Source organism: Winogradskyella sp. Asnod2-B02-A, from assembly GCF_045063645.1.
Lineage (GTDB): Bacteria > Bacteroidota > Bacteroidia > Flavobacteriales > Flavobacteriaceae > Winogradskyella.
On the sequence record NZ_JBEFOG010000027.1, the window covers coordinates 368182 to 389196 of the forward strand.

The 21015-nt window shown below is 33.4% G+C and carries 17 protein-coding genes; 6 read left to right on the forward strand and 11 right to left on the reverse strand.

Going from position 1 to position 21015, the window contains the following annotated elements:
• The first annotated feature begins 76 nt into the window (after window positions 1-76).
• The 4 genes from ACJJVO_RS09765 (at window position 77) to lspA (ending at window position 5828) form a co-directional block, all read left to right on the forward strand.
• Window positions 77-2626 (forward strand): DPP IV N-terminal domain-containing protein, encoded by a 2550-nt coding sequence (locus ACJJVO_RS09765; RefSeq protein WP_405573404.1) that lies wholly within the window; start codon window positions 77-79, stop codon window positions 2624-2626.
• A gap of 129 nt (window positions 2627-2755) precedes the next feature.
• Window positions 2756-4309, forward strand: a complete 1554-nt coding sequence (locus tag ACJJVO_RS09770) for an NAD(P)/FAD-dependent oxidoreductase (protein WP_405573406.1) — start codon at window positions 2756-2758, stop codon at window positions 4307-4309.
• A 116-nt stretch (window positions 4310-4425) separates the two neighbouring features.
• Window positions 4426-5319, forward strand: coding sequence for an ACP S-malonyltransferase (gene fabD / locus ACJJVO_RS09775; RefSeq protein ID WP_405573409.1), 894 nt, complete (start codon window positions 4426-4428; stop codon window positions 5317-5319).
• An 11-nt stretch (window positions 5320-5330) separates the two neighbouring features.
• Entirely contained in the window at window positions 5331-5828 is a 498-nt protein-coding gene (gene lspA / locus ACJJVO_RS09780; RefSeq protein ID WP_405573412.1) for a signal peptidase II, read from the forward strand.
• Here the strand turns inward: lspA and ACJJVO_RS09785 are convergent.
• From ACJJVO_RS09785 to ACJJVO_RS09800, 4 genes are all read right to left on the reverse strand, one after another.
• On the reverse strand, window positions 5825-6016 hold the full coding sequence (locus ACJJVO_RS09785) for a hypothetical protein (protein WP_405573415.1): 192 nt from the start codon (window positions 6014-6016) through the stop codon (window positions 5825-5827). The genes lspA and ACJJVO_RS09785 overlap by 4 nt on opposite strands.
• Before the next feature lie 189 nt (window positions 6017-6205).
• Window positions 6206-7483, reverse strand: a complete 1278-nt coding sequence (locus ACJJVO_RS09790; RefSeq protein WP_405573418.1) for an amidohydrolase family protein — start codon at window positions 7481-7483, stop codon at window positions 6206-6208.
• A 12-nt stretch (window positions 7484-7495) separates the two neighbouring features.
• Window positions 7496-8515 carry a UDP-glucose 4-epimerase GalE gene (gene galE / locus ACJJVO_RS09795; RefSeq protein WP_405573420.1) on the reverse strand — a complete coding sequence of 340 codons (1020 nt, stop codon included), beginning with the start codon at window positions 8513-8515 and terminating at the stop codon, window positions 7496-7498.
• 1 nt (window position 8516) lies between these two features.
• Window positions 8517-9677, reverse strand: coding sequence for a DegT/DnrJ/EryC1/StrS family aminotransferase (locus ACJJVO_RS09800; protein ID WP_405573423.1), 1161 nt, complete (start codon window positions 9675-9677; stop codon window positions 8517-8519).
• Window positions 9678-9955: 278 nt separating this feature from the next.
• Here ACJJVO_RS09800 and ACJJVO_RS09805 point away from each other — a divergent pair, with 278 nt between their 5' ends.
• On the forward strand, window positions 9956-11194 hold the full coding sequence (locus tag ACJJVO_RS09805) for a 3-deoxy-D-manno-octulosonic acid transferase (protein WP_405573426.1): 1239 nt from the start codon (window positions 9956-9958) through the stop codon (window positions 11192-11194).
• Between the two features lie 14 nt (window positions 11195-11208).
• Here ACJJVO_RS09805 and ACJJVO_RS09810 read toward each other — a convergent pair whose 3' ends face one another.
• Entirely contained in the window at window positions 11209-11811 is a 603-nt protein-coding gene (locus ACJJVO_RS09810; protein ID WP_405573428.1) for an alpha-ketoglutarate-dependent dioxygenase AlkB family protein, read from the reverse strand.
• Between the two features lie 32 nt (window positions 11812-11843).
• Window positions 11844-13163: a M20/M25/M40 family metallo-hydrolase gene (locus tag ACJJVO_RS09815; RefSeq protein WP_405573430.1), complete on the reverse strand. Its 1320-nt coding sequence runs from the start codon at window positions 13161-13163 to the stop codon at window positions 11844-11846.
• A 208-nt stretch (window positions 13164-13371) separates the two neighbouring features.
• Between ACJJVO_RS09815 and ACJJVO_RS09820 the strand changes: the two genes are divergently transcribed.
• Window positions 13372-13818, forward strand: coding sequence for a hypothetical protein (locus ACJJVO_RS09820; RefSeq protein ID WP_405573433.1), 447 nt, complete (start codon window positions 13372-13374; stop codon window positions 13816-13818).
• A gap of 65 nt (window positions 13819-13883) precedes the next feature.
• Here the strand turns inward: ACJJVO_RS09820 and ACJJVO_RS09825 are convergent, their stop codons facing one another.
• The 5 genes from ACJJVO_RS09825 to ACJJVO_RS09845 all read right to left on the reverse strand — a co-directional run bounded on the left by ACJJVO_RS09825 (window position 13884) and on the right by ACJJVO_RS09845 (window position 21011).
• Window positions 13884-14897: a LacI family DNA-binding transcriptional regulator gene (locus ACJJVO_RS09825; protein WP_405573436.1), complete on the reverse strand. Its 1014-nt coding sequence runs from the start codon at window positions 14895-14897 to the stop codon at window positions 13884-13886.
• A gap of 74 nt (window positions 14898-14971) precedes the next feature.
• Window positions 14972-15955 carry a T9SS type A sorting domain-containing protein gene (locus tag ACJJVO_RS09830; RefSeq protein ID WP_405573439.1) on the reverse strand — a complete coding sequence of 328 codons (984 nt, stop codon included), beginning with the start codon at window positions 15953-15955 and terminating at the stop codon, window positions 14972-14974.
• Between the two features lie 109 nt (window positions 15956-16064).
• Window positions 16065-18314: a T9SS type A sorting domain-containing protein gene (locus tag ACJJVO_RS09835; RefSeq protein ID WP_405573442.1), complete on the reverse strand. Its 2250-nt coding sequence runs from the start codon at window positions 18312-18314 to the stop codon at window positions 16065-16067.
• Between the two features lie 372 nt (window positions 18315-18686).
• Window positions 18687-19571 (reverse strand): glycosyl hydrolase family 17 protein, encoded by an 885-nt coding sequence (locus ACJJVO_RS09840; protein WP_405573444.1) that lies wholly within the window; start codon window positions 19569-19571, stop codon window positions 18687-18689.
• 30 nt (window positions 19572-19601) lie between these two features.
• Entirely contained in the window at window positions 19602-21011 is a 1410-nt protein-coding gene (locus ACJJVO_RS09845; RefSeq protein ID WP_405573447.1) for an MFS transporter, read from the reverse strand.
• Between the last annotated feature and the right edge of the window lie 4 nt (window positions 21012-21015).

A 21015-nucleotide genomic window follows, 5' to 3' on the forward strand; every position in this document is an offset into this window, starting at 1 on the left:
ATTTATCAATTTTATAATATTCCTAGTATTTTGGTCATATCAAGAAACCAACCCAACCTAAACCCACACACAACGCATGCAAAAATTAATACTTTTACTCCTATTAAGCTTCTCTTGTAGTTTAATAACCGCACAGAATACAGACAAAGAAAATAAAACACCAACACCTAACTATAGAGCAGCAGCTAAATTTTCTCCGACAAATTTAGGAAAGCTAGTGCATTCAACTTCAGTAAGACCACATTGGCTAAAAAATGGCAATCGTTTTTGGTATCAATATAAAACAACAGATGGTTCTAAATACTATATTGTAGATGCAGACAACCGTAGCAAAAAAGAGCTTTTTGATAATGAAAAGATGGCAAAATGGCTTACTGAAATTACAAAAGATCCATATGATGCCAAACATTTACCTAAATTCAATTTTGAGTTTGTAAAAAATGAAACAGCAATACGTTTCTATGTAACATCTACTGAAAAAGTTGATGAAGAACAAAAAGAAGACAATGACGAAAAATTAGACACTATAGAAACAGACTCTACAAAAACGGATAAAAAGAAAAAAGGAAAAGCTAAAAAAGCCAAAAAAGTCAACAAAGTCTATCATTTTGAATACCGACTTGGTAGTAATAGTTTAACCGTTTTAGATAATAAAAAGAAGGAAAAAGAAGATTGGAAAAAATGGGCAAACATTGCACCAGACAGTTCAGTAGTCTTATTTTCTAAACATTACAATTTGTATTGGATGGATAAAGAAAACTTTCTCAAAGCTGTAAAAAATGAGAAAGATTCTACAATAGTTGAAAACCAATGGACCACTGATGGTGAAGAAAATTATGACTTTGGCGGAAGCAGTCGTGGTGAAAACAATGAAACCAAATTAAAGAATAAGGACAAACGTAAATATGCACGTGGTATTTGGTCTCACGATTCTAAAAAGTTTGTATTCCAAAGATCCGATTCTAGACATATTAATGACTTATGGGTGATTAATACAACTTCAAGCAAACGTCCTACCTTAGAAACGTACAAATACCATATGCCAGGTGAAGATGAGTATTATAAAACAGAGCTTCACGTATTCGATATTCCTTCAAAAAGTAATATTAAAGTACAATTAGATACTGTTAAACAACAGAGTATTCAAGTGTATCGTGAGCCAAGATTAAAATCGAGTTACGATGATGATTTTACACCTTCATTACTTTTATCAAAAAAAGGTAAAATCTATTATAGCACAATTAGTAGAGATCGTAAAAAGTTAGATATCTGTGTTGCTGATATTAATACAGGAGAAACCAAAGTATTAATTGAAGAACGCTTCAATACGTATATAGAGTCTCGTCCATTAGTATTATTTAACAATGAAACTGAGATGCTTCATTGGGCAGAACGTTCGGGTTGGGCTCACTATTATTTGTATGATACTGAAGGCAACTTAAAAAACGAAATTACTTCAGGATCTTATCATGTAGAACGTGCTGTGGGAGTTGATGAAAAGAGTAGAACACTCTATTTTACAGCTCATGGTATCGCCAAAGACCAAGATCCATATTACGAACACCTTTATAAAATTAATTTAAATGGCTCTGGATTACAAGCGTTAAATTCTGGAGATTATAATACTAGTACAAGCATGGCTGATTCTAATGCCTACTTTGTGAATAATTATTCTAGAGTGAATACAGTTCCTAAATCAGAATTAAGATCCCATACTGGTAAGCTCATTATGAGTTTAGAAGAAGCCGATTTATCGCAATTAATGGCTACTGGTTATCAATTTCCAGAAACGTTTAAAATGAAAGCAGACGATGGCATTACAGACATTTACGGAGTAATGTATAAGCCTTACGATTTTGATGAGACTAAAAAATACCCATTACTAGAATATGTATATCCTGGACCACAAACCGAAGCTGTAAACAAATCGTTTTCTGTGCGTATGGACAGACTAGACCGTATGGCACAAGTAGGTTTTATTGTAGTCACTATGGGAAATCGTGGTGGACATCCAGACCGTTCTAAATGGTATCACAACTATGGCTATGGCAATCTTAGAGATTATGGCTTGGCTGATAAAAGACACGTTGCAGAACAACTTGCTGACAAACATAATTTTATAGACATTAATAAAGTGGGCATTTATGGTCATTCTGGTGGTGGCTTTATGTCTACAGCAGCCATGTTAGTGTATCCAGATTTCTTTAAAGCAGCTGTCTCTTCTGCCGGAAACCATGACAATAACATTTATAACAGTTGGTGGAGTGAAACACATCATGGTGTGCAAGAAGAAATGGATGATGACGGTAATGTAAAATACAAATACTTAATTGACAACAACCAGTCTTTAGCAAAAAACTTAAAAGGAAACTTAATGCTTATTACTGGAGACGTCGATAATAATGTGCATCCTGGTGGCACTATTAGAATGGCAAACGAGTTAATTAAAGCAAACAAGCGTTTCGATTTTATGCTTATGCCTGGTCAACGTCATAGCTTTGGAAATATGACAGAGTATTCATTTTGGTTAAGAGCCGATCATTTTAGCAAACATTTTCTTAATACAGAAGCTACCGAAATTGATATCACAGAAATGAATAGAGACCAACCAAAAACAAAATCGTAATACCGTTGAAATAAAAAATAAAACCACGTTAATTAACGTGGTTTTTTTATGTTTATAAGGAAACGTAAACAATACAACTTATTGCTATTTAAAAATTTTGATAACATTTCTTTTCTTTAATTTTGCAACATGATAAAAGCCTTACAACTACGCATTAATTTACACCAAGAAAGACAACCTGATGGTTTGCTTAACAAAGCGGCCTATGATTTGGGTATGAAATCTTCTGAAATTTCAGGAATAAAAATTCTGAGAAAATCGATTGATGCACGTAAGCGAAATATCATGTTTAACTATAAAGTTGAAGTTTACATTAATGAACCAGTACCTGAAACTTCAGATTATCATTTTGATTATAAAGATGTATCTAAAGCAAAGCCCATTCATATTATAGGATTTGGACCTGCAGGTATGTATGCCGCTTTACGTTGTATAGAACTTGGTTTTAAGCCTATTGTTTTAGAACGTGGTAAAAACGTACAAGATCGTCGAAGAGATTTAAAAGCCATTAACCAAGATCATTTTGTAAACGAGGACTCTAATTACTGCTTTGGTGAAGGTGGAGCTGGCACGTATTCTGACGGTAAATTATACACCAGAAGTTTAAAACGTGGAGATGTTAGAAGAATCTTTGAAAATCTAGTGTATCATGGAGCCACAGATCAAATTTTGGTAGATGCACATCCACATATTGGAACCAATAAATTACCTAAAGTTGTTCAAAATATAAGAGAGAATATCATCAAGTTTGGTGGTGAAGTACATTTTGAAACGCGTGTAACCGATTTCACGATTAAGAACAATAAAATTGTGGCGATTCAACTTCAAAATGAAAAAGAAATTGACGTAGAAAAAGTCATTCTAGCGACGGGTCATTCTGCACGAGATATTTTTTACTTATTGAATAATAAGAAGATTAAATTAGAAGCCAAATCATTTGCCATGGGAGTGCGTGTAGAGCATCCGCAAGACATTATTGATGGTATTCAGTACCATTGTAAAGGTGAGCAACGCGACGAGCTACTTCCGGCTGCCTCTTACAGTTTAGTACAACAAGTTAATGACAGAGGTGTGTATTCATTTTGTATGTGTCCTGGTGGATTTATAGTTCCTGCAGCCACAGCCAATGGTGAAGTTGTAGTTAACGGCATGTCACCTTCCAAACGAAATAATAAATTTGCTAATTCTGGTATAGTCACAGAAATCAATGCTGATAAAGACCTTTATAAATACGAACATTTTGGAGCTTTGAAAGCCTTAGAATATCAAAAAGATTTAGAACGTTTAGCCTTCACTGCTGGAGGACGTAGACAATCTGCTCCTGCTCAAAGGTTAACGGATTTTGTAGAAGGAAAATTATCTTCAAGTTTAAATGAAACCTCTTATCAGCCTGGTTTAAAATCAGCACCATTGCATTCTTTATTACCAAAAATAATTGGTGGCTCACTACGTAAAGGATTTAAAGCATTTGGAGAAAAAATGAAAGGCTACTATACCGAAGAAGCTAATATTATTGGTGTAGAATCTCGCACCTCATCTCCTGTTAGTATTCCAAGAACTGAAACTTTAGAACATCCTGAGATTACCAACTTATTTCCATGTGGTGAAGGAGGCGGTTACGCAGGTGGCATTGTATCTGCTGCGATGGATGGAGAGCGTTGTGCGGAAGCTGCTTGTGTTTGAGTTTTTAGTCTTAGTGGCAGTTTTTTAGTTAATTACGCACTAACTGAAAACAGCGACTGAATACTGCAAACTGAAAATATTTATTCCTATTTTTGCATCTTAAATTTGATACATAAATGAACGCATATATATTTCCAGGTCAAGGAGCTCAATTCTCAGGAATGGGATTAGACCTTTACGAAAACTCACCTTTAGCACAAGAATTATTTGAAAAAGCCAATGATATTTTAGGCTTTCATATTACAGACATTATGTTTGAAGGTTCTGCTGAAGATTTAAAAGAGACAAAAGTAACGCAACCGGCTATCTTTTTACACTCTGTAATTTTAGCAAAAACTTTAGGTGATACTTTTAAACCAGATATGGTTGCTGGTCACTCTCTTGGAGAATTCTCAGCATTAGTTGCAGCAGGAGCTTTAACTTTTGAAGATGGACTTAGACTAGTATCACAACGTGCACAAGCAATGCAAAAAGCTTGTGAATTACAACCAAGTACTATGGCTGCTGTTTTAGGCTTAGAAGATGATATTGTTGAAAAAATATGCGCTACTACTGAAGGTGTTGTCGTTGCAGCAAATTACAATTGTCCAGGACAGCTAGTAATATCTGGAGAAGTGGAAGCCATTAATAGAGCTTGCGAAGCGTTAAAAGATGCTGGAGCAAGACGTGCTTTAGTTTTACCTGTAGGTGGAGCTTTTCACTCACCATTAATGGAACCAGCTCGTGAAGAATTAGCTGCAGCTATAGAGAACACAACATTTAGCAAACCCAATTGCCCAATATATCAAAACGTAACAGCCTCTGCTATTACTGATGAAAACGAAATAAAAGCAAATTTAATTTCTCAATTAACGGCTCCTGTGCGTTGGACACAATCTGTGCAGCAAATGATAGCTGATGGAGCTTCTCATTTTACAGAAGTTGGTCCTGGAAAAGTTCTTCAAGGCTTGGTAAAAAAAATAAACAGAGAAGCAGAAACGACTTCTGCTACATTTGAAACTAACGCCTAAATCTTGGTATTTTGAATAGAAACCTATTTATTACGCTTCTTATTATATTTAATATTGCTATTGACCAAATATCTAAAGTTATAGTCCGCAATACTTTAACTTTCAGAGAAGAAGTTAATGTTATTGGTGACTACTTTCAATTAATTTGGGTTGAAAACAAAGGTGCTTTTTTAGGCATGGGAAGTGACATGGATCCTACCTTGAGATTAATTTTCTTACTGATATTACCCACTCTTGTTTTAGGTTATGTTATATACTACATTATTAAAACTAAAGAATTAGATCAATTAAGCCTTATTGCCTTTTGCTGTATTGCAGGAGGTGGTATAGCCAATGTCTTTGACCGCATTGCTTTTGGTCAAGTCACTGACTTTTTCTTTATAAACTTAGGAGGTGTATTTAAAACAGGAATTTTTAACATTGCTGATCTTTCTGTAACCATAGGAATGGTAATGTTACTATTCAGTGGTGTTTTTAACAGCAAGAAAAAAGAAGAAATTACTGCTTAACGAGCCAATTGGCAATCGTCACAATCTTTCACTTCACCATAATATGTTTCACGATATTTATGAAGTGTTTTATACGGAATAGTTAAAAATAGTTTTTTAATATAGGTAACATCAGTTAATAATACACCCATTTTTTTTGTGAAGCGACCTTCGGTTTTGGTCTCTCTTTTAATACTTATCAATTTCATATTGTTCAATTATCATTCAATGCAAAGCAACGAAGATAGATGACCAACTCCAAGGAATCGATGTTAAAACAGGGTTAATACCTTTTGATATTATCATATTGAAAATCAGACATTAAAACAATTAGCATATTCGCAGTAGCTTAAACTCCGAATTACATATACGATAATTGAATTATTAATAAAAATGAGCTATTTCTTATAAATAATACCATTTTTCATAACAAAAACAACATTTTCCATAGTAGAAATGGTTGTTACCGGATTGTCATTTACGGCAATAATATCTGCTATATAACCTTCTTTTATTTGCCCAATTTCGCTTTCCATATTTAATAACATAGCATTGGTAATTGTTGCGCTTTGAATAGTTTCCATTGCAGGCATTCCAGCTTCAACCATATAACCAAATTCCTTTCCATTATCTCCATGGTAAAAAACAGCTGCATCTGTACCAAAGGCAATACCAACTCCTGCTTTATAAGCTCTTCCAAACATGCCTTGGATTTTAGGTCCGATGTCTAATGCTTTTGGCACAATAATCTCTGGATAATAACCAGGAATCTTTGCTTTGTCTGAAACAAACTTACCAGCAGTAATGGTTGGCACTAAATAAACATCGTACTTTTTCATGAGTTCCATAGTCTCGGCACTCATTAATGTACCATGCTCAATAGTTTTTACACCTCCTAAAATGGCACGTTGCATACCTTCGTCTCCATGCGCATGTGCAGCCACATGAAATCCATAATCTTTTGCCGTTTCGCAAATCGCTTTAATTTCTTCGACAGTGAATTGTGGATTCTGACCACTTTTAGCCATACTCAAAACACCACCTGTTGCTGTGATTTTAATTAAATCAGCTCCATTTTTATAACGCTGTCTAACTGCTTTTTTAGCGTCCTCTACTCCATTAACCACTCCTTCTTTTGGACCAGGATTACCCATAATACTTCTTTTATAACCATTTGTAGGATCTGCGTGACCACCTGTTGTTGCCAAGGCTTTCTCTGCTGTAAAAATTCTTGGACCTACAATTTTTCCGGCATTTACAGCGTTCTTTAAAGACACATTTACGCCAGAACCTCCCAAGTCTCTAACTGTTGTAAACCCACTCATTAATGTAACTTTAGCGTAGTTTACAGAGTTGAAGGCAACATCTGCATCATTTAAAGTATACTCTTCTAAATAAGATTTTGGATTGGTTTCTCCCTCAATATGCACATGCATATCTATTAAACCAGGCATTACTGTTTTAGATTTTAAATCAACGGTATTGTCTTCAGGATTAATTGGATTTACATAGCCGTTTTCAATTGAAATAATTTTATCTCCAGAAACAACTATTGTTTTTTCATTTACTATTCTCCCAGATTTAGTATCTATTATTTTTCCGCAATGCAAATACGTATTTTGCGCTGTTAGTGACAATGCACATAGTAGTACTAAAATTCTGAGGAATGATTTCATCTCTATATCAGTTTATTTATTTCTAATTTTCTGTTCCCATTTCCAAGCAGATTCCATGGCATCATCTAAAGTCAACTTTGTTTTCCAACCCAATACATTATTAGCTTTAGAAGTTTCTGCATAAGCAGCAGTAATATCTCCTTCTCGTCTATCTACAATTTTATAATTTAAAGATTTACCTGAAACACGTTCAAAAGATTGAATTGCTTCTAAAACAGTACTTCCTGTTCCTGTTCCAAGATTAAAAAACTCGTAATTAGAATCGTTTTTACTTTCTATTAGACGTTGTAAAGCAACCACATGTGCTTTTGCTAAATCTACCACATGAATATAATCTCTTACGCAAGTACCATCTGACGTTGGGTAATCTCCACCAAACACAGAAAGTTGCTCTCGCATTCCTATACCTGTCTGAGTAATAAAAGGCACTAAATTTTGTGGCACTCCAATTGGTAGTTCACCAATTTCGGCTGAAGGATGTGATCCAACAGGATTAAAATAACGTAAAGCAATTGCATTTATATCGCCATTAACCTTACATGTGTCTCTTATTATTTCTTCACCAATTTGTTTGGTATTACCATATGGAGATTCTGCAGGTTTAACTGGTGCATTTTCTGTAATTGGCAATTCATCTGCTTGTCCATATACCGTACAAGATGAGCTAAAAATGAAATTCTTTTTGCTTAACCCACTTAATCCCTGAAGCATATAAACCAAGGTAGTGATATTATTTTCATAATACATTAAGGGTTCGGCTACACTTTCCCCAACCGCTTTACTAGCTGCAAAATGAATTACACCTACAATGTCATTATGGCGCTTAAAAAAATCTTGAACATCTGGTTTTACCTTTAAATCTAACTTTTCAAAATGTGGTTTTTTATTTGTAATGGCCGTAATACCGTCTAAAACTTCAATTGATGAATTAGATAAATTATCGATAATTACAACTTCAAAACCTTTATTTTGTAATTCTACTACGGTATGTGACCCAATAAAACCTAGACCTCCTGTAACTAATATTTTCATTTTAAGAATTGCTATTTATAAAATTAAGTACTGTACTAGTAATAAATTCAATTTGTTCTTCATCGAGCTCAGTATGCATAGGAAGTGAAATAACAGATTTAACTAACGAGTTAGTTACTGTAAAATCGGCTTCGTTATAACGCTCATCCAAATATGCTTTTTGTTTGTGCAATGGAATTGGATAATACACACCACAAGGAATATTTTTTTCTTGTAAATGTGATACTAATGCATCTCTATCTACCCCTTTTAAATTCAAAGTGTATTGATGAAACACATGGCAATCACAAGTATCACAAATACCATTACATTCATCTCTACCTGAAGGAATAGTAATATTTTTATGATTTTTAAAGGCAGCATTATAACGTCTTGCAGCATCGCGTCTTGCAGCATTATATGTATCCAAATGTGGTAATTTTGCATCTAAAACGGCTGCCTGAATAGAATCTAATCGGGAATTTACTCCAACAACATCGTGATGGTAACGCTCGTACATTCCGTGGTTTACAATACCTCTAATCTTGTGTGCTAAATCATCATCATTAGTAAAAATGGCTCCACCATCTCCATAACAACCTAGATTTTTAGAAGGGAAAAATGACGTTGAAGCTACATGACCAATAGCACCTGTTTTGGTTTTAGAACCATCACGATGCGTATAATCTGCTCCAATACCTTGCGCATTATCTTCTATGACGTATAAATTATGTGCTTTAGCTAAATCCATTATGGCATCCATATCTGCTGGCAAACCAAATAAATGTACTGGCACAATCGCCTTTGTTTTAGGTGTTATTGCTTTTTTAATCGCTTCCACATCTATATTAAATGTTACAGGATCTACATCAACTAAAACAGGAGTTAATTGTAATAACGCAATAACCTCTACAGTTGCCGCGAATGTAAAATCTGCTGTAATCACCTCATCACCTGGCTTTAAACCTAAACCCATCATTGCAATTTGTAATGCATCTGTACCATTAGCACAAGGTATAACGTGCTTGACACCTAAGTAGTTTTCAATATTTTTTTGAAACTGATGTACTTTAGGTCCATTAATATACGCTGCACTTTCCATTACCTCTGCTATTGAAGGATCTACAACGTCTTTTATTTTTGCATATTGACTCTGAAGGTCAACCATTTGTATTTTTTTCATTTAAATATCTAGTTTTATTAAATAAACAAAAGCTAAAATCGCTTAGAGAACTAACCTCAATTTCTTCGTTATAAATCGATCTAAAACAAGTCTGTTTTCAACTTTTTCGCTAAACGTAGCGATACTATATTTTTTAAAAATAGCTTGAACAGATTAAATTCTACATCATTTTCGGTTAACGACAAAAAGTCAAGATAAGTACAACGAAAATACAAAATTGTAACGGCTAGGGCAATGCTTTTAATTGAAAGAAATGTATTTTAGCACAAATCTTTGTTTTGAAAGGACTCTATTCCATCGGAATTTACATCGCAAGTTTTGTTATTAAAATTGCAGCTGTATTCAACTCTAAATTGAACAAAGGAGTTATTGGCAGAAAAAACACGTTTTCAAAACTTAAAAACGCAATTAAACCTGAAGATAAAACCTTTTGGTTTCATTGTGCATCTTTAGGAGAATACGAGCAAGGGCTACCTGTTTTTGAAGCTTTAAAATCGAAACATCCCAACCATAAAGTTGTCTTGTCTTTCTTTTCTCCGTCTGGTTATGAGGTGAGAAAAAACGCAAAAATTGCAGATGTGGTAGTTTATCTTCCTTTAGATACCTCTGCCTATGCTAAACGATTTCTAAATCTTGTGCATCCAGATTATATACTATTTGTAAAATATGAAATTTGGCCCAATTTTTTACATGAAATAAAAAAGCGGAACTTAAACGCTATTTTAATTTCAGCCGTTTTCAGAAAAGATCAGGCATTTTTTAAATGGTACGGAGGCTATATGAGATCTGCATTATTTGGATTCAATCATATTTTTACACAAGAGGAAAATTCTAAACTACTACTTAAAAATATTCATTACAATTCGGTTTCTGTTTCTGGAGACACACGTTTTGATCGGGTTTCCAATCAACTAAAAATTGATAATTCAGTTTCGTTTATTGAAAAATTTAAAGACGAAAAATTATGTGTTGTATTTGGAAGTACCTGGCCAGATGATGACAAGTTATACTTCGATTTTATTAATAACCCTAAAAATTCAAAGGTAAAATTTGTGATTGCTCCTCATAATATAAAACCCGGTTATATTACATCCTTAAAATCACAATTGAAAGTAAAAACGATTTGCTATTCGGAATTAAACCAGAATGAAAACTTAGCAGATTTCAATGTCTTTATTTTAGATACTATTGGTTATTTGAGTAAAGTTTACAGTTATGCTAACATTGCCTATGTTGGTGGAGGCGCTGGTTCAACAGGCTTACATAATATATTAGAACCAGCTGTGTTTGGAATTCCAATTCTTATTGGTAAGAATTACAAAAAGTTCCCAGAAGCTAAAACGCTAATAAATTTGGGTGGAGTTAGAAGTTTAGCAAGCTCTACAGCATTTAACTCAACTCTAAATGCTTTAATTACAGATAATGTCTTAAGAAAAAAACAAGGTGAGATTACCAAATCCTTTATTGATACAAATACGGGTGCTGTTCTTAAAATTATGAATTATTTAGAATCATAATTCAATCCTCTCAATTAAGATTCTATAGTTCTAAACGTTAAATTAATTCTTGGTGTGTTTACTTTTTTAGTCGGTGGTAAACGATGCAGCCATTTGGTTTGTGTTTCTCCTTTCATTACTAATAAACTACCTTTTTCTAAGTAAACAGAAACGTTTTGTTTTGTAACCTTATGCTTAAATAAAAATTTACGTTCAGCTCCAAAACTTAATGAAGCGATAGCTCCATTCTTTTTTAAATCCTTTTCACCATCACTATGCCAAGCCATGCCTTCTTCTCCACTATGATACAAATTAAGCAAACAGGAATTAAAAGTTTCACCTGTTTTCTGCTCTACTATTTCTTTGAGTTCTAAAAGCTCTTTACTCCATGGTAACGCTGATTTTGTAGTTTTAGAATAAGTATAATCAAAAGGCTTATCACCATACCAAGCCACTTTTCGTTTTGTGATAATTAGCTTTCCAAATATGATGGCTTTATCATTTTCCCAATGAATTTGTTGAAATAATTTTTCGTAATAATCTTGGGCTTTTTTAATAGTCATTATTGAACCATAATAATTGACTTCACCATCAAACGGTAATAGATTAGATGCTATTTCTGAATTAAATAAGTCCATAAAACATAGTTTTACCAAATATCATGGTCTAATTAAAGTTTCGAATTCACCAATCGATACATTAAAACAGCTGTTATTTTTGCTTGCGTAGCCACTGTATTTAAATTTCCGGATTCATTAATAGTATGATCTCCACCACCACCTGTAAGTCCTAATCCATCAATTGCCATATCTACATATTCTGAGGTAAAAGAAATATCTGCAGCGCCAGCATTTCTTGGGTTAACGGCTGTGACTGATCCAAAACCTAGATCTTCACTTACGGTATTGAAGTAACTCAATAACTTTGTATTTCCTTCAGTTAACGACAATGGAGGATATCCACCAGATGTAAATGTTAATTCGGCATTTGTTTGTAGATAATTTTCTGAAACAATATTTTGCATAGTCTCTTTAGCTTTTACTAATTGCTCTAAAGAAACCGCTCTTAAGTCTCCTCTAACAATAGTCTCTTGAGAAACCACATTTGTTTTTCCGAAGGCACTACCACCTGTTCCGTCCTTATCTTCTTTTAAAGCTGTGCCTCCAATAATAAATCCTGGATTAAAAGTTAAATCTTTTTCTTTAGCTAATTGAATATAGAATTCATTTAAAATTCTTGAGGTTTCATAGATAGCTCCTGTTCCAATATCCTCAGTAAATATTTGTGATGAATGTGCAGGATTCCCTGTTACTTTAAGTTTCCAATCTGTAGATCCTCGTCTTGAAACAACTATTGTTTTTGGATTGTTATCACCATTTTCAAAACCTAACGCAATATCTGCTCGTTTTGCAGCATCAATTAAATCTTTCTTTGATAACTCTAACGGTTTACCGCTTTTTTCTTCATCTCCAGTCATAATAATTTCTATAGACATATCATCTAAAAGTCCTGCTTTACTTAACGCTTGCATGGTTAAAATAATAATCACATCTCCACCTTTCATGTCAGCCACTCCAGGACCTTTCATTATAGAATCATTTTGCATTGTGTATTCTTGCAATGGACTTTCTAATTCAAAAACCGTATCTAAATGACCTATCATTAAAAATTTTGGTCCTTTTTTACCCTTTCTTGAAGCTATTAAATGGCCTGCTCTTCCATAAGCGTCTCCGTTAGTTAATTCTGTTTTAAAACCGAGTTTATCAAGTTCCTTTTGAAAAAGAGTTCCTACTTTTTTTACACCTTCAAAATTCATGGTACCACTATTAATGTTAACCGATTTTTTTAGTAGGCTAATTGCGTTTTCGCTAAGTTCATCTACGGCACCTATAATTTTTCGTTCATTTCTGTTGTTTTGCGAAGAGCTTAAAATTGAAAAACAAATAGTAACTAAAAAAAATAAATTCTTAAACTTGGATTCTAGATTCATAAGGCTAAACTATTGTAAATGCATGACTTGATTAATATAAATTTAAAAGTAATGGAAAATAGAAAAAAATCACCTAAAAGAAGTCCAAATCATTAATCTAAACGTATATATCAGACATGTACGGTGAATAAATCAAAAAAAAATGTTAAAATTATATTGAAATTACTATTTTCGTACATTAACTAAAATTAACACTAAAACTATTAAAATGAAAAAAGTTGTATTAAGTCTAGCACTTGTTGCTGTATTAGGATTATCATTTACGTCTTGTAGAGAAACTGCAGATAAAGCAGGAGATGCTATAGAAAACGCAGCTGATGCTACAGGTGATGCTTTAGAAGATGCTGGTGACGCTGTTGAAGATGCAGTTGATAATGCAGGTGATGCTTTAGAAGAAGCTGGTGATGCTGTTGAAAACGCTGCTGGTGACGCTGTAGATGCTGCTGGAAACGCAGTAGAAGGAGCTAAAGATGCTGCAGGTAACGCTGTTGACAGTGCTAAAGATGCTGCTGGTAATGCAGTAGATAGCGCTAAAGACGCTGCTAAAGATGCAGTTGACGGAGCAAAAGAAGCTGGTAAAACAGCTGTTGATGATGCTAAAAAAGCAGGAAGTGACGCAGTAAATAAAGCTGCTGATAAAGTTAAAGGTTTGTAATATCTTACTTTTATAAAATTTAAAAGAAGTCTGATGTAAATCAGGCTTTTTTTTATGCTTTAATTTTAGAAGTTTGTTTGTGTAGACTCACTTAATTTAAGTTCACTAGGGACAACAATAGTTTTAGGCATAAGGGATTCATCGCTAATAGTATCAATTAATAGTTTGGTAGACATTTCACCTATTTTATGTGCCTTCTGATGAATAATTGATATTTTAGGACTAGATAATAATTGTGTATGCTCATAACCAAAGCCTACAACAGATAAATCTTGAGGAATAGCCTTTCCTAGTTTTTTAGCCATATTAATAGCCACAATACCAGTTACGTGATCTATAGAAAGTATCGCATCAATGGATTTATTACTCTCTAAATAATTATAAATTTTATTCTCTACATCCTCAACTTTAGTGTTATCTAGTTTTAATATTTCAGGTTTTAAGCTATGATCTTCTAAGGCTTTTGAATACCCTTCAATCCTTAATTTACCAACGCTTAATTCTTCGATATTACTTACCAATAGAATATTCTTACGCTTTTCTTTTAAAATTAAATATTCCGTTGCTTCATAAACAGACTGAAAATCATCAACAATCACTTTATTACATTCAATATCACTAACCACACGATCAAACATTAAAACAGGAAGTTTACTTTTTAAGATCGCCTTAATATGACCAGTTTCTTTTTTTACTTGGCTCTCTCTGGCCACAGCCATTATAAAACCATCAACGCTTCCATTAGATAACAATTCTAAACTTCGTTTTTCCTTATGTAATGTTTCGTTAGACAAACAAACTATTATATCATAATCACCTTCTGTTGCAGCCATTTCAATACCATGCAATACCTCAGCAAAAAATGGATTTGTAACTGTAGGAAGAATAACGCCTATCGTTTTAGACTTATTTGTTTTTAGTTGTTGCGCAATTCTATTTGGTTTATAATTTAGTTTAGTAGCTAATTCTTTAACACGGATTCTCGTGTTTTCGCTAATTTCATGACTATCATTTAAAGCCTTTGAAACCGTAGAAACAGATATATTTAAAAGGGCTGCTAATTCTTTAAGTGTTGTCATTGTTATAATATTAAATTAAAAATAAAAAGAGCGTAAAATATACGCTCTTTAATTGTATTAAGAAATTATATAAACTAATTTTTGATTAGTTTGATTGTTTTAGTGCCAATATTAGTTGTCACCTTTGCTAGATATATACCATTTTTTAATTCTGATGCATTAATTGCAACATCAGTTGTATCTGGTTTTAAACTTATTACTTGCTTACCTAAAACATCAATTACCACTACACTTGTTACTGAACTATTTGCTTGAATATTCCATGTGTTTAATGCTGGATTAGGAAACACCTTAAACTTGGCTGTTTCAAAATTATTAGTACTCAATGTTTGCTGAGGCGCATTCCAAACAAAATTTATAGTTTTATTACCATCAACTTTAATATATCTATTTGTGTATGTTCCATCTGTAGATGTTTGAACATCACCAGGAGCAAAAGTTTCTTGATCTGCCCATCCATCTACTGTAAATTTAAATTGATATGCATACTCTTCTAATGTTAGTGTTTTTTCCCAAATTCCACTACCCATATCGGTCATTTCATTTCCACAAGACCCACACCAAGCACCAAAACCTTGATTATTAAAATTTTCTCCATTAACATGTACTGTTCCTAAAGTACCAGAATACGCACTCATATCTATGGACATCGTAATTGTAAAAGGCCCATCAGTACCATCATTTGATTCTGCACATTGACTAAACATAGCTGTTGGTAATACCATATCAGAACCTTCTACAACTAAGCGTCTGTTTGTATTACCATAATTAGTAATTGTACATATATCTCCTTGATTGAAAGCATCTTGTCCAGCCCAATTATCATAAGTAAATTTATACTCATATTCACCATCCATTATAGGTAGAGTAGCTTCCCATATGGTACCTGTTGTATTGGTCAATGGATTTGCATCTCCACTCCATCCATTTATACTTCCACTGACATAAGCTTGTGTAAAGGTCTCACCAGCCATATCAACACTAAATGTGATATTGCTTTGTGCAAAAGAAATAATACTAATTAATAGCATTGAAATTAAAAAAGTAATTTTTTTCATAATTATTGTTTTTATTTAGTTAATCTTATAAAGATATTGAATGATTTCTAAATAAAAAAAAGAGCGTAGTTGATACGCTCTTTTAAATTGCTATTAATTAATATAAAAATTAGTTTTTAACTAATTTAAGCGTTTTAGAGCCTTTAGTAGATAAAATCTTAACTAAATAAATTCCATTTACTAATTCTGATGCATCAATTGCAACTTCCGTTGCGTTTACTTTCTGTAAAAGAACTTGTTTCCCTAATATATCATATACTTCAACAGAAGTAATATTTTGATTGTTAGTTTTTACATTCCAAATTGAATTTGTTGGATTTGGATATACATTAAATTCTGATAATTCAGCATCATTAATTCCTAATGAAGTTCCAAAAGACACATTATCAAAATAATATGTTTTTTCACCTGCTGTAGCTCCATCAGTTCCAAAATTAAAGAAGATAGATGCTTTATTGTAAACCCAACCGTTAGCTAAACCAACACTTAACGATTCAGTTCCTGTTGCTTGGTTATTAAAATCAAATTCTAATGTCTCCCAGCCCATTGAAACACTAGTCATAACCTCTGTTTCACAAGTATGCGTTACGTCATTTGCGTCTTCAACTTTTAAACGAACTGGAATGTTTGCGTCTGGAGACCATACACTTACGTACATTTTAGAAGCCGTTCCTGAAAATGGAAGATTTGTAGCAAACCCTGTAGCCGTTCCAATAGTAGTTCCTGCCCATGTTGCAGCTCCTGTGGTTTTAACTGTTTGAATTACCATATTACCAGAGTCTGTTGGGTCTACAATTAAAGTAGATGCATTTCCTCCAAAATCTGTTACTGCATAATTTGTAGTTGTACCTTCAAAATCTACTGGATGATCAATTTGATCTAAACCTCCAGTTACATCTATTTGTTCTACATCATCAAAAAGGAATGTTGAAGCAGCAGTACCATCTCCTAAATTACCAAAGTCAAACATAAATACTAAAGTATTGAAATTAGCAGGTTGACCTGTAAAATCCCAAGTTAAAGTTTCCCATGCACCAGAAACAGTTGTTAACTGATCTACTTCAGTTTCTCCAGTTCCTTCTAATTTTAATTTAACTGTTGTACCGACTGGAGCCATAGTAAATACTTTCATAGAAATACCTCCAAGTGCAGAGAAATTAAGATTATTCCCTAGAATGACTTTACTTCCTCCCCAAATTTGACCACCATCTCTTACTATCTGTGCTACAGTTGCACTAGTGTTTGGTGCTACTGATTGCGGATTAGCAATCACTGATGCTGTTGCTCCATCAAAATCAATGAAATCTGCAGTATTAGGTTCTGTTTCAAAATCGAATGGTAATGCTAAAGCAGAACCAGCTCCTCCATCATTATATAAAGTAACATCATCAAAATAATACGTGAAGTTTGCTGTTCCGTCTCCCATAGTTCCCAAATCAAAAATTATTACAATTTTATCATAAGCATTAGCTGGTATACCTGAGTAATCAAACACTAACGTCTCCCATGCATTTGTAGTTGTCATGGTGACTTCTTTTTCATAATTAATTCCTGCATCGCTAGAGTTTTCAACTTTCATTAAAACCTTAGTTCCTGCTTTAATTGAATAGGCTTTCATAGAGAAAGTGTTGTTAGCTGTAAAATCCATAGCAGAACTTAAAGCTAATGAACTTCCGCCCCAAACTTGTCCAGCATTTTTCACCATTTGACCAACATTAGCAGAATTGTTATCACCATTACTTTGTGGATTTGCAATAGTTGTAACTTCACCACCATCAAAATCTACCCACGTGGTAGCCGTTTCAAAATCTAATGGTAAAGACGCAGCAGCTCCTGTACCTCCTCCATTATCATATAATGTAATATCATCAAAATAATAAGTAAAATCCGCTGTACCATCTCCCATTGTACCTAAATCAAATATTATAACAATTTTGTCATAAGTATTTGCCGGTATTGCTGAATAATCAAAAACTAGAGTCTCCCAAGTATTAGTTGTTGTCATCGTAACTTCTTTTTCATAATTAATTCCGGCATCTGTAGAGTTTTCCACCTTCATTAATACTTTTGTTCCTGCTTTTATTGAATAAGCTTTCATAGAAAACGTATTGTTAGCAGTAAAATCCATAGCAGAGCTCATTACTAATGCACTTCCGCCCCATACTTGACCAACGCTTTTTACCATTTGACCAACATTTGCAGAACTATTATCTGCATTACTTTGTGGGTTTGCAATGGTAGTAACTGCACCTCCATCAAAATCTATCCATGTAGTTGCTGATTCAAAATCGAGTGGTAATGTTTGTGAATACCCAAATGACATTGCCATAAGGATTAAGAATAAAGTAATTTTTTTCATCGTTTTATTGTTTAGTTAATATTTATTAAAAAATTGCGGTATTTGTAAAATTTACACTTCTATACTGCGGTTCTGATAAATATACCATCAATAAATTAACATGTTCACAAATAGCACAATACCTAAACCATACAACAGTAGATTTTTTTTAAATTAAAAACAATATTGTCCAATTAGCCTATAAAATAGAAGGTATTACAGAACAATGTAAATTAATGTAACGCTATAAAAATCCGATAAAAAACAGAATGTTGTGGTAATGTATAGGTCGTATTTGGGTAGAGTTAAAGATGTATAGCTAACTATCAGATTTTTAATTACTAATTTTGACTCCTTTTAATTTATAATGGCGTTTATGAGCTTTAAAAACATTTAAAATTTGAGGATCTCATCTTTATCCCAAATTCCCCAATATGCTCCAACATCTCCTTCTTTTCCAACTTTCCATGATTCATCAAAAGCTGAAAAGTAAAAAATATCAATATCGTCTTCTTGAGACCATTTTTGAGTGTTGATGAAGTATTTAATCGCATTTGCTTCTGAAGGAAAAGCACCATATAAATTTGTTCCTTCACTAGGCCAACCTGTTTCTGTAATAATTACTTTTTTTCCTTTACCTGCACGCAACGCTTTGTTATACATATCCTTCATATATAGTAATGAATAGTCTAAGTCGCAACCTTCCCAGAAAGGGTAGCAATTGGCTAATATGATATCGCAAACTTCCGTAATAGCAGGTCTTTCACTAAATTCATAATAAGCATCAACATAACCAACTGGAATATCTTTAACAGACGTTTTAACCTGATTAATATGTACAATTAACTCTTCCTCTGTTAAATCTCCACGATACATAACTTCATTACCTACCGCAGCGACATCTACAAAACCTTGATTAGCCAACTCTATTAAGCCAGCAATCTCCCTTTCATTGATCTCTTTGTCATCACCTAACCATGCACCAACAAGAGTTTTCATTCCCAATTCTTTTGCAATTTTAGGAATAAGCTCATTACCTTCCGTACAAGAAAATGAACGCACCCATTTGGTATACGGTTTCATTATTTCTAATCTTCGACGTATTTGTATTTCTGATAGTCTATCTCCAGGCTCTTGACCCTCTTCATAAGGACTGGCGCACAGTCCATGCATTCCAGATTTTAATGCTTTTCTGAATAATTTTCTTAATTCTTTGATAGACTTCCCTTCATAATCGATGGAAGCTAGTGCCAAAAATTTCTCTTCTCTTAAAGACATGAAGTTTATATTTATTCTGTTAAATACTCATTATTCAGCTTTACGCTTGTCTAATTCAGCCCTAATTTCATTAGAACGTTCTTCAGATAAATCATAATTGCGCATTATATACATGGCAACAAGTGTTCCCAATATTGGAAATCCTGTAAAGAATAATCTCAAACCTGTAATTGCACCTTCTGTTTGTATTTCTAGCGCAGAATCAAATCCAATAACGGATAAAATTGCACCACTTAATCCACCTGCAATTCCAAAACCAAATTTTACCATCCACCAATAAATAGCACCAAAAACACCTTCGCGTCGTTTGCCTGTTTTTAATTCATCTAAATCAATGACATCTGCTGTCATAGACATCATTAGGGTAAACAAACCTCCTATTCCAAAAGAAAAGAATGGCAAAGCGAATAAAAACAAATAGGGTTTTCCAGGAATAAATAAGAACCACAACATAATATAACCTACCACTGAGATACCTTGTGATACCATAAATGCTTTTTTCTTTCCTAATACCTTCGACATTTTAGCAACAATAGGAATCACAAGAAACGTAGTCACTAAAGCACCAATACTACCAAATAGCGTAGGCCAAATACCAGCTGCTGCAGCATCTCCATTAAACAGATAATACACAATTATAAAAAAGGTAAAACTTGCAACTGTATTAAAAGCATTGAACACAAAAAATGTTGCAAAACATAGCTTTTTAAATGGTACTGACTTGAAGGCTTCTACGAAGTTATTTCCAATTTCTTTTAAACTACCACCAATATTTTTAATGGTTAATGCCGAATAATTTTCATTAACCGTTGACCTACTTTTAATAAAAATAGCTGGTACCATAGCACAAATTGCAAATATAATTCCGACCCAAACAGCTAATTCTCTAACAGCAACATCTGCAGTAGCATACCATTCTGGGTCGTACATAACAACCCAAAACCAAGGTGCAATTACCCAAGCCCATTGCCCAATCCATTGCGCAACAGCCATGATACTTGTACGTTCATGAAAATCATCACTCATTTCATAACCCATTGCTACGTATGGCACACTAAAAATGGTTAAACCCAAATAAAACACAAATGACCATAATAAAAAATACCAAAAATTATAATCAAGTGAATTTTCTCTAAAGAGTTGCCACATAAAAATAAATGCAATTCCCATTAAAATCGCTCCAATAAAAACATACTGTCGTCGTCTTCCCCAACGCGATTTTGTATTATCTGAAATGTAACCCATAATTGGGTCTGTAATCGCATCAAAAAGTCTTGGAACTAAAGAAATAACGCCCCACATCCAACCAGGAAAACCTAAATCTTGAACTAAAACCACTATAAAAATTCCAATAACAGCAGGAAACATTTGGTTCGCTAGCATACCAACTCCAAACGCAACTTTTTGACCTAACGGAACTTTATTGGTTATAGTAGACATAATT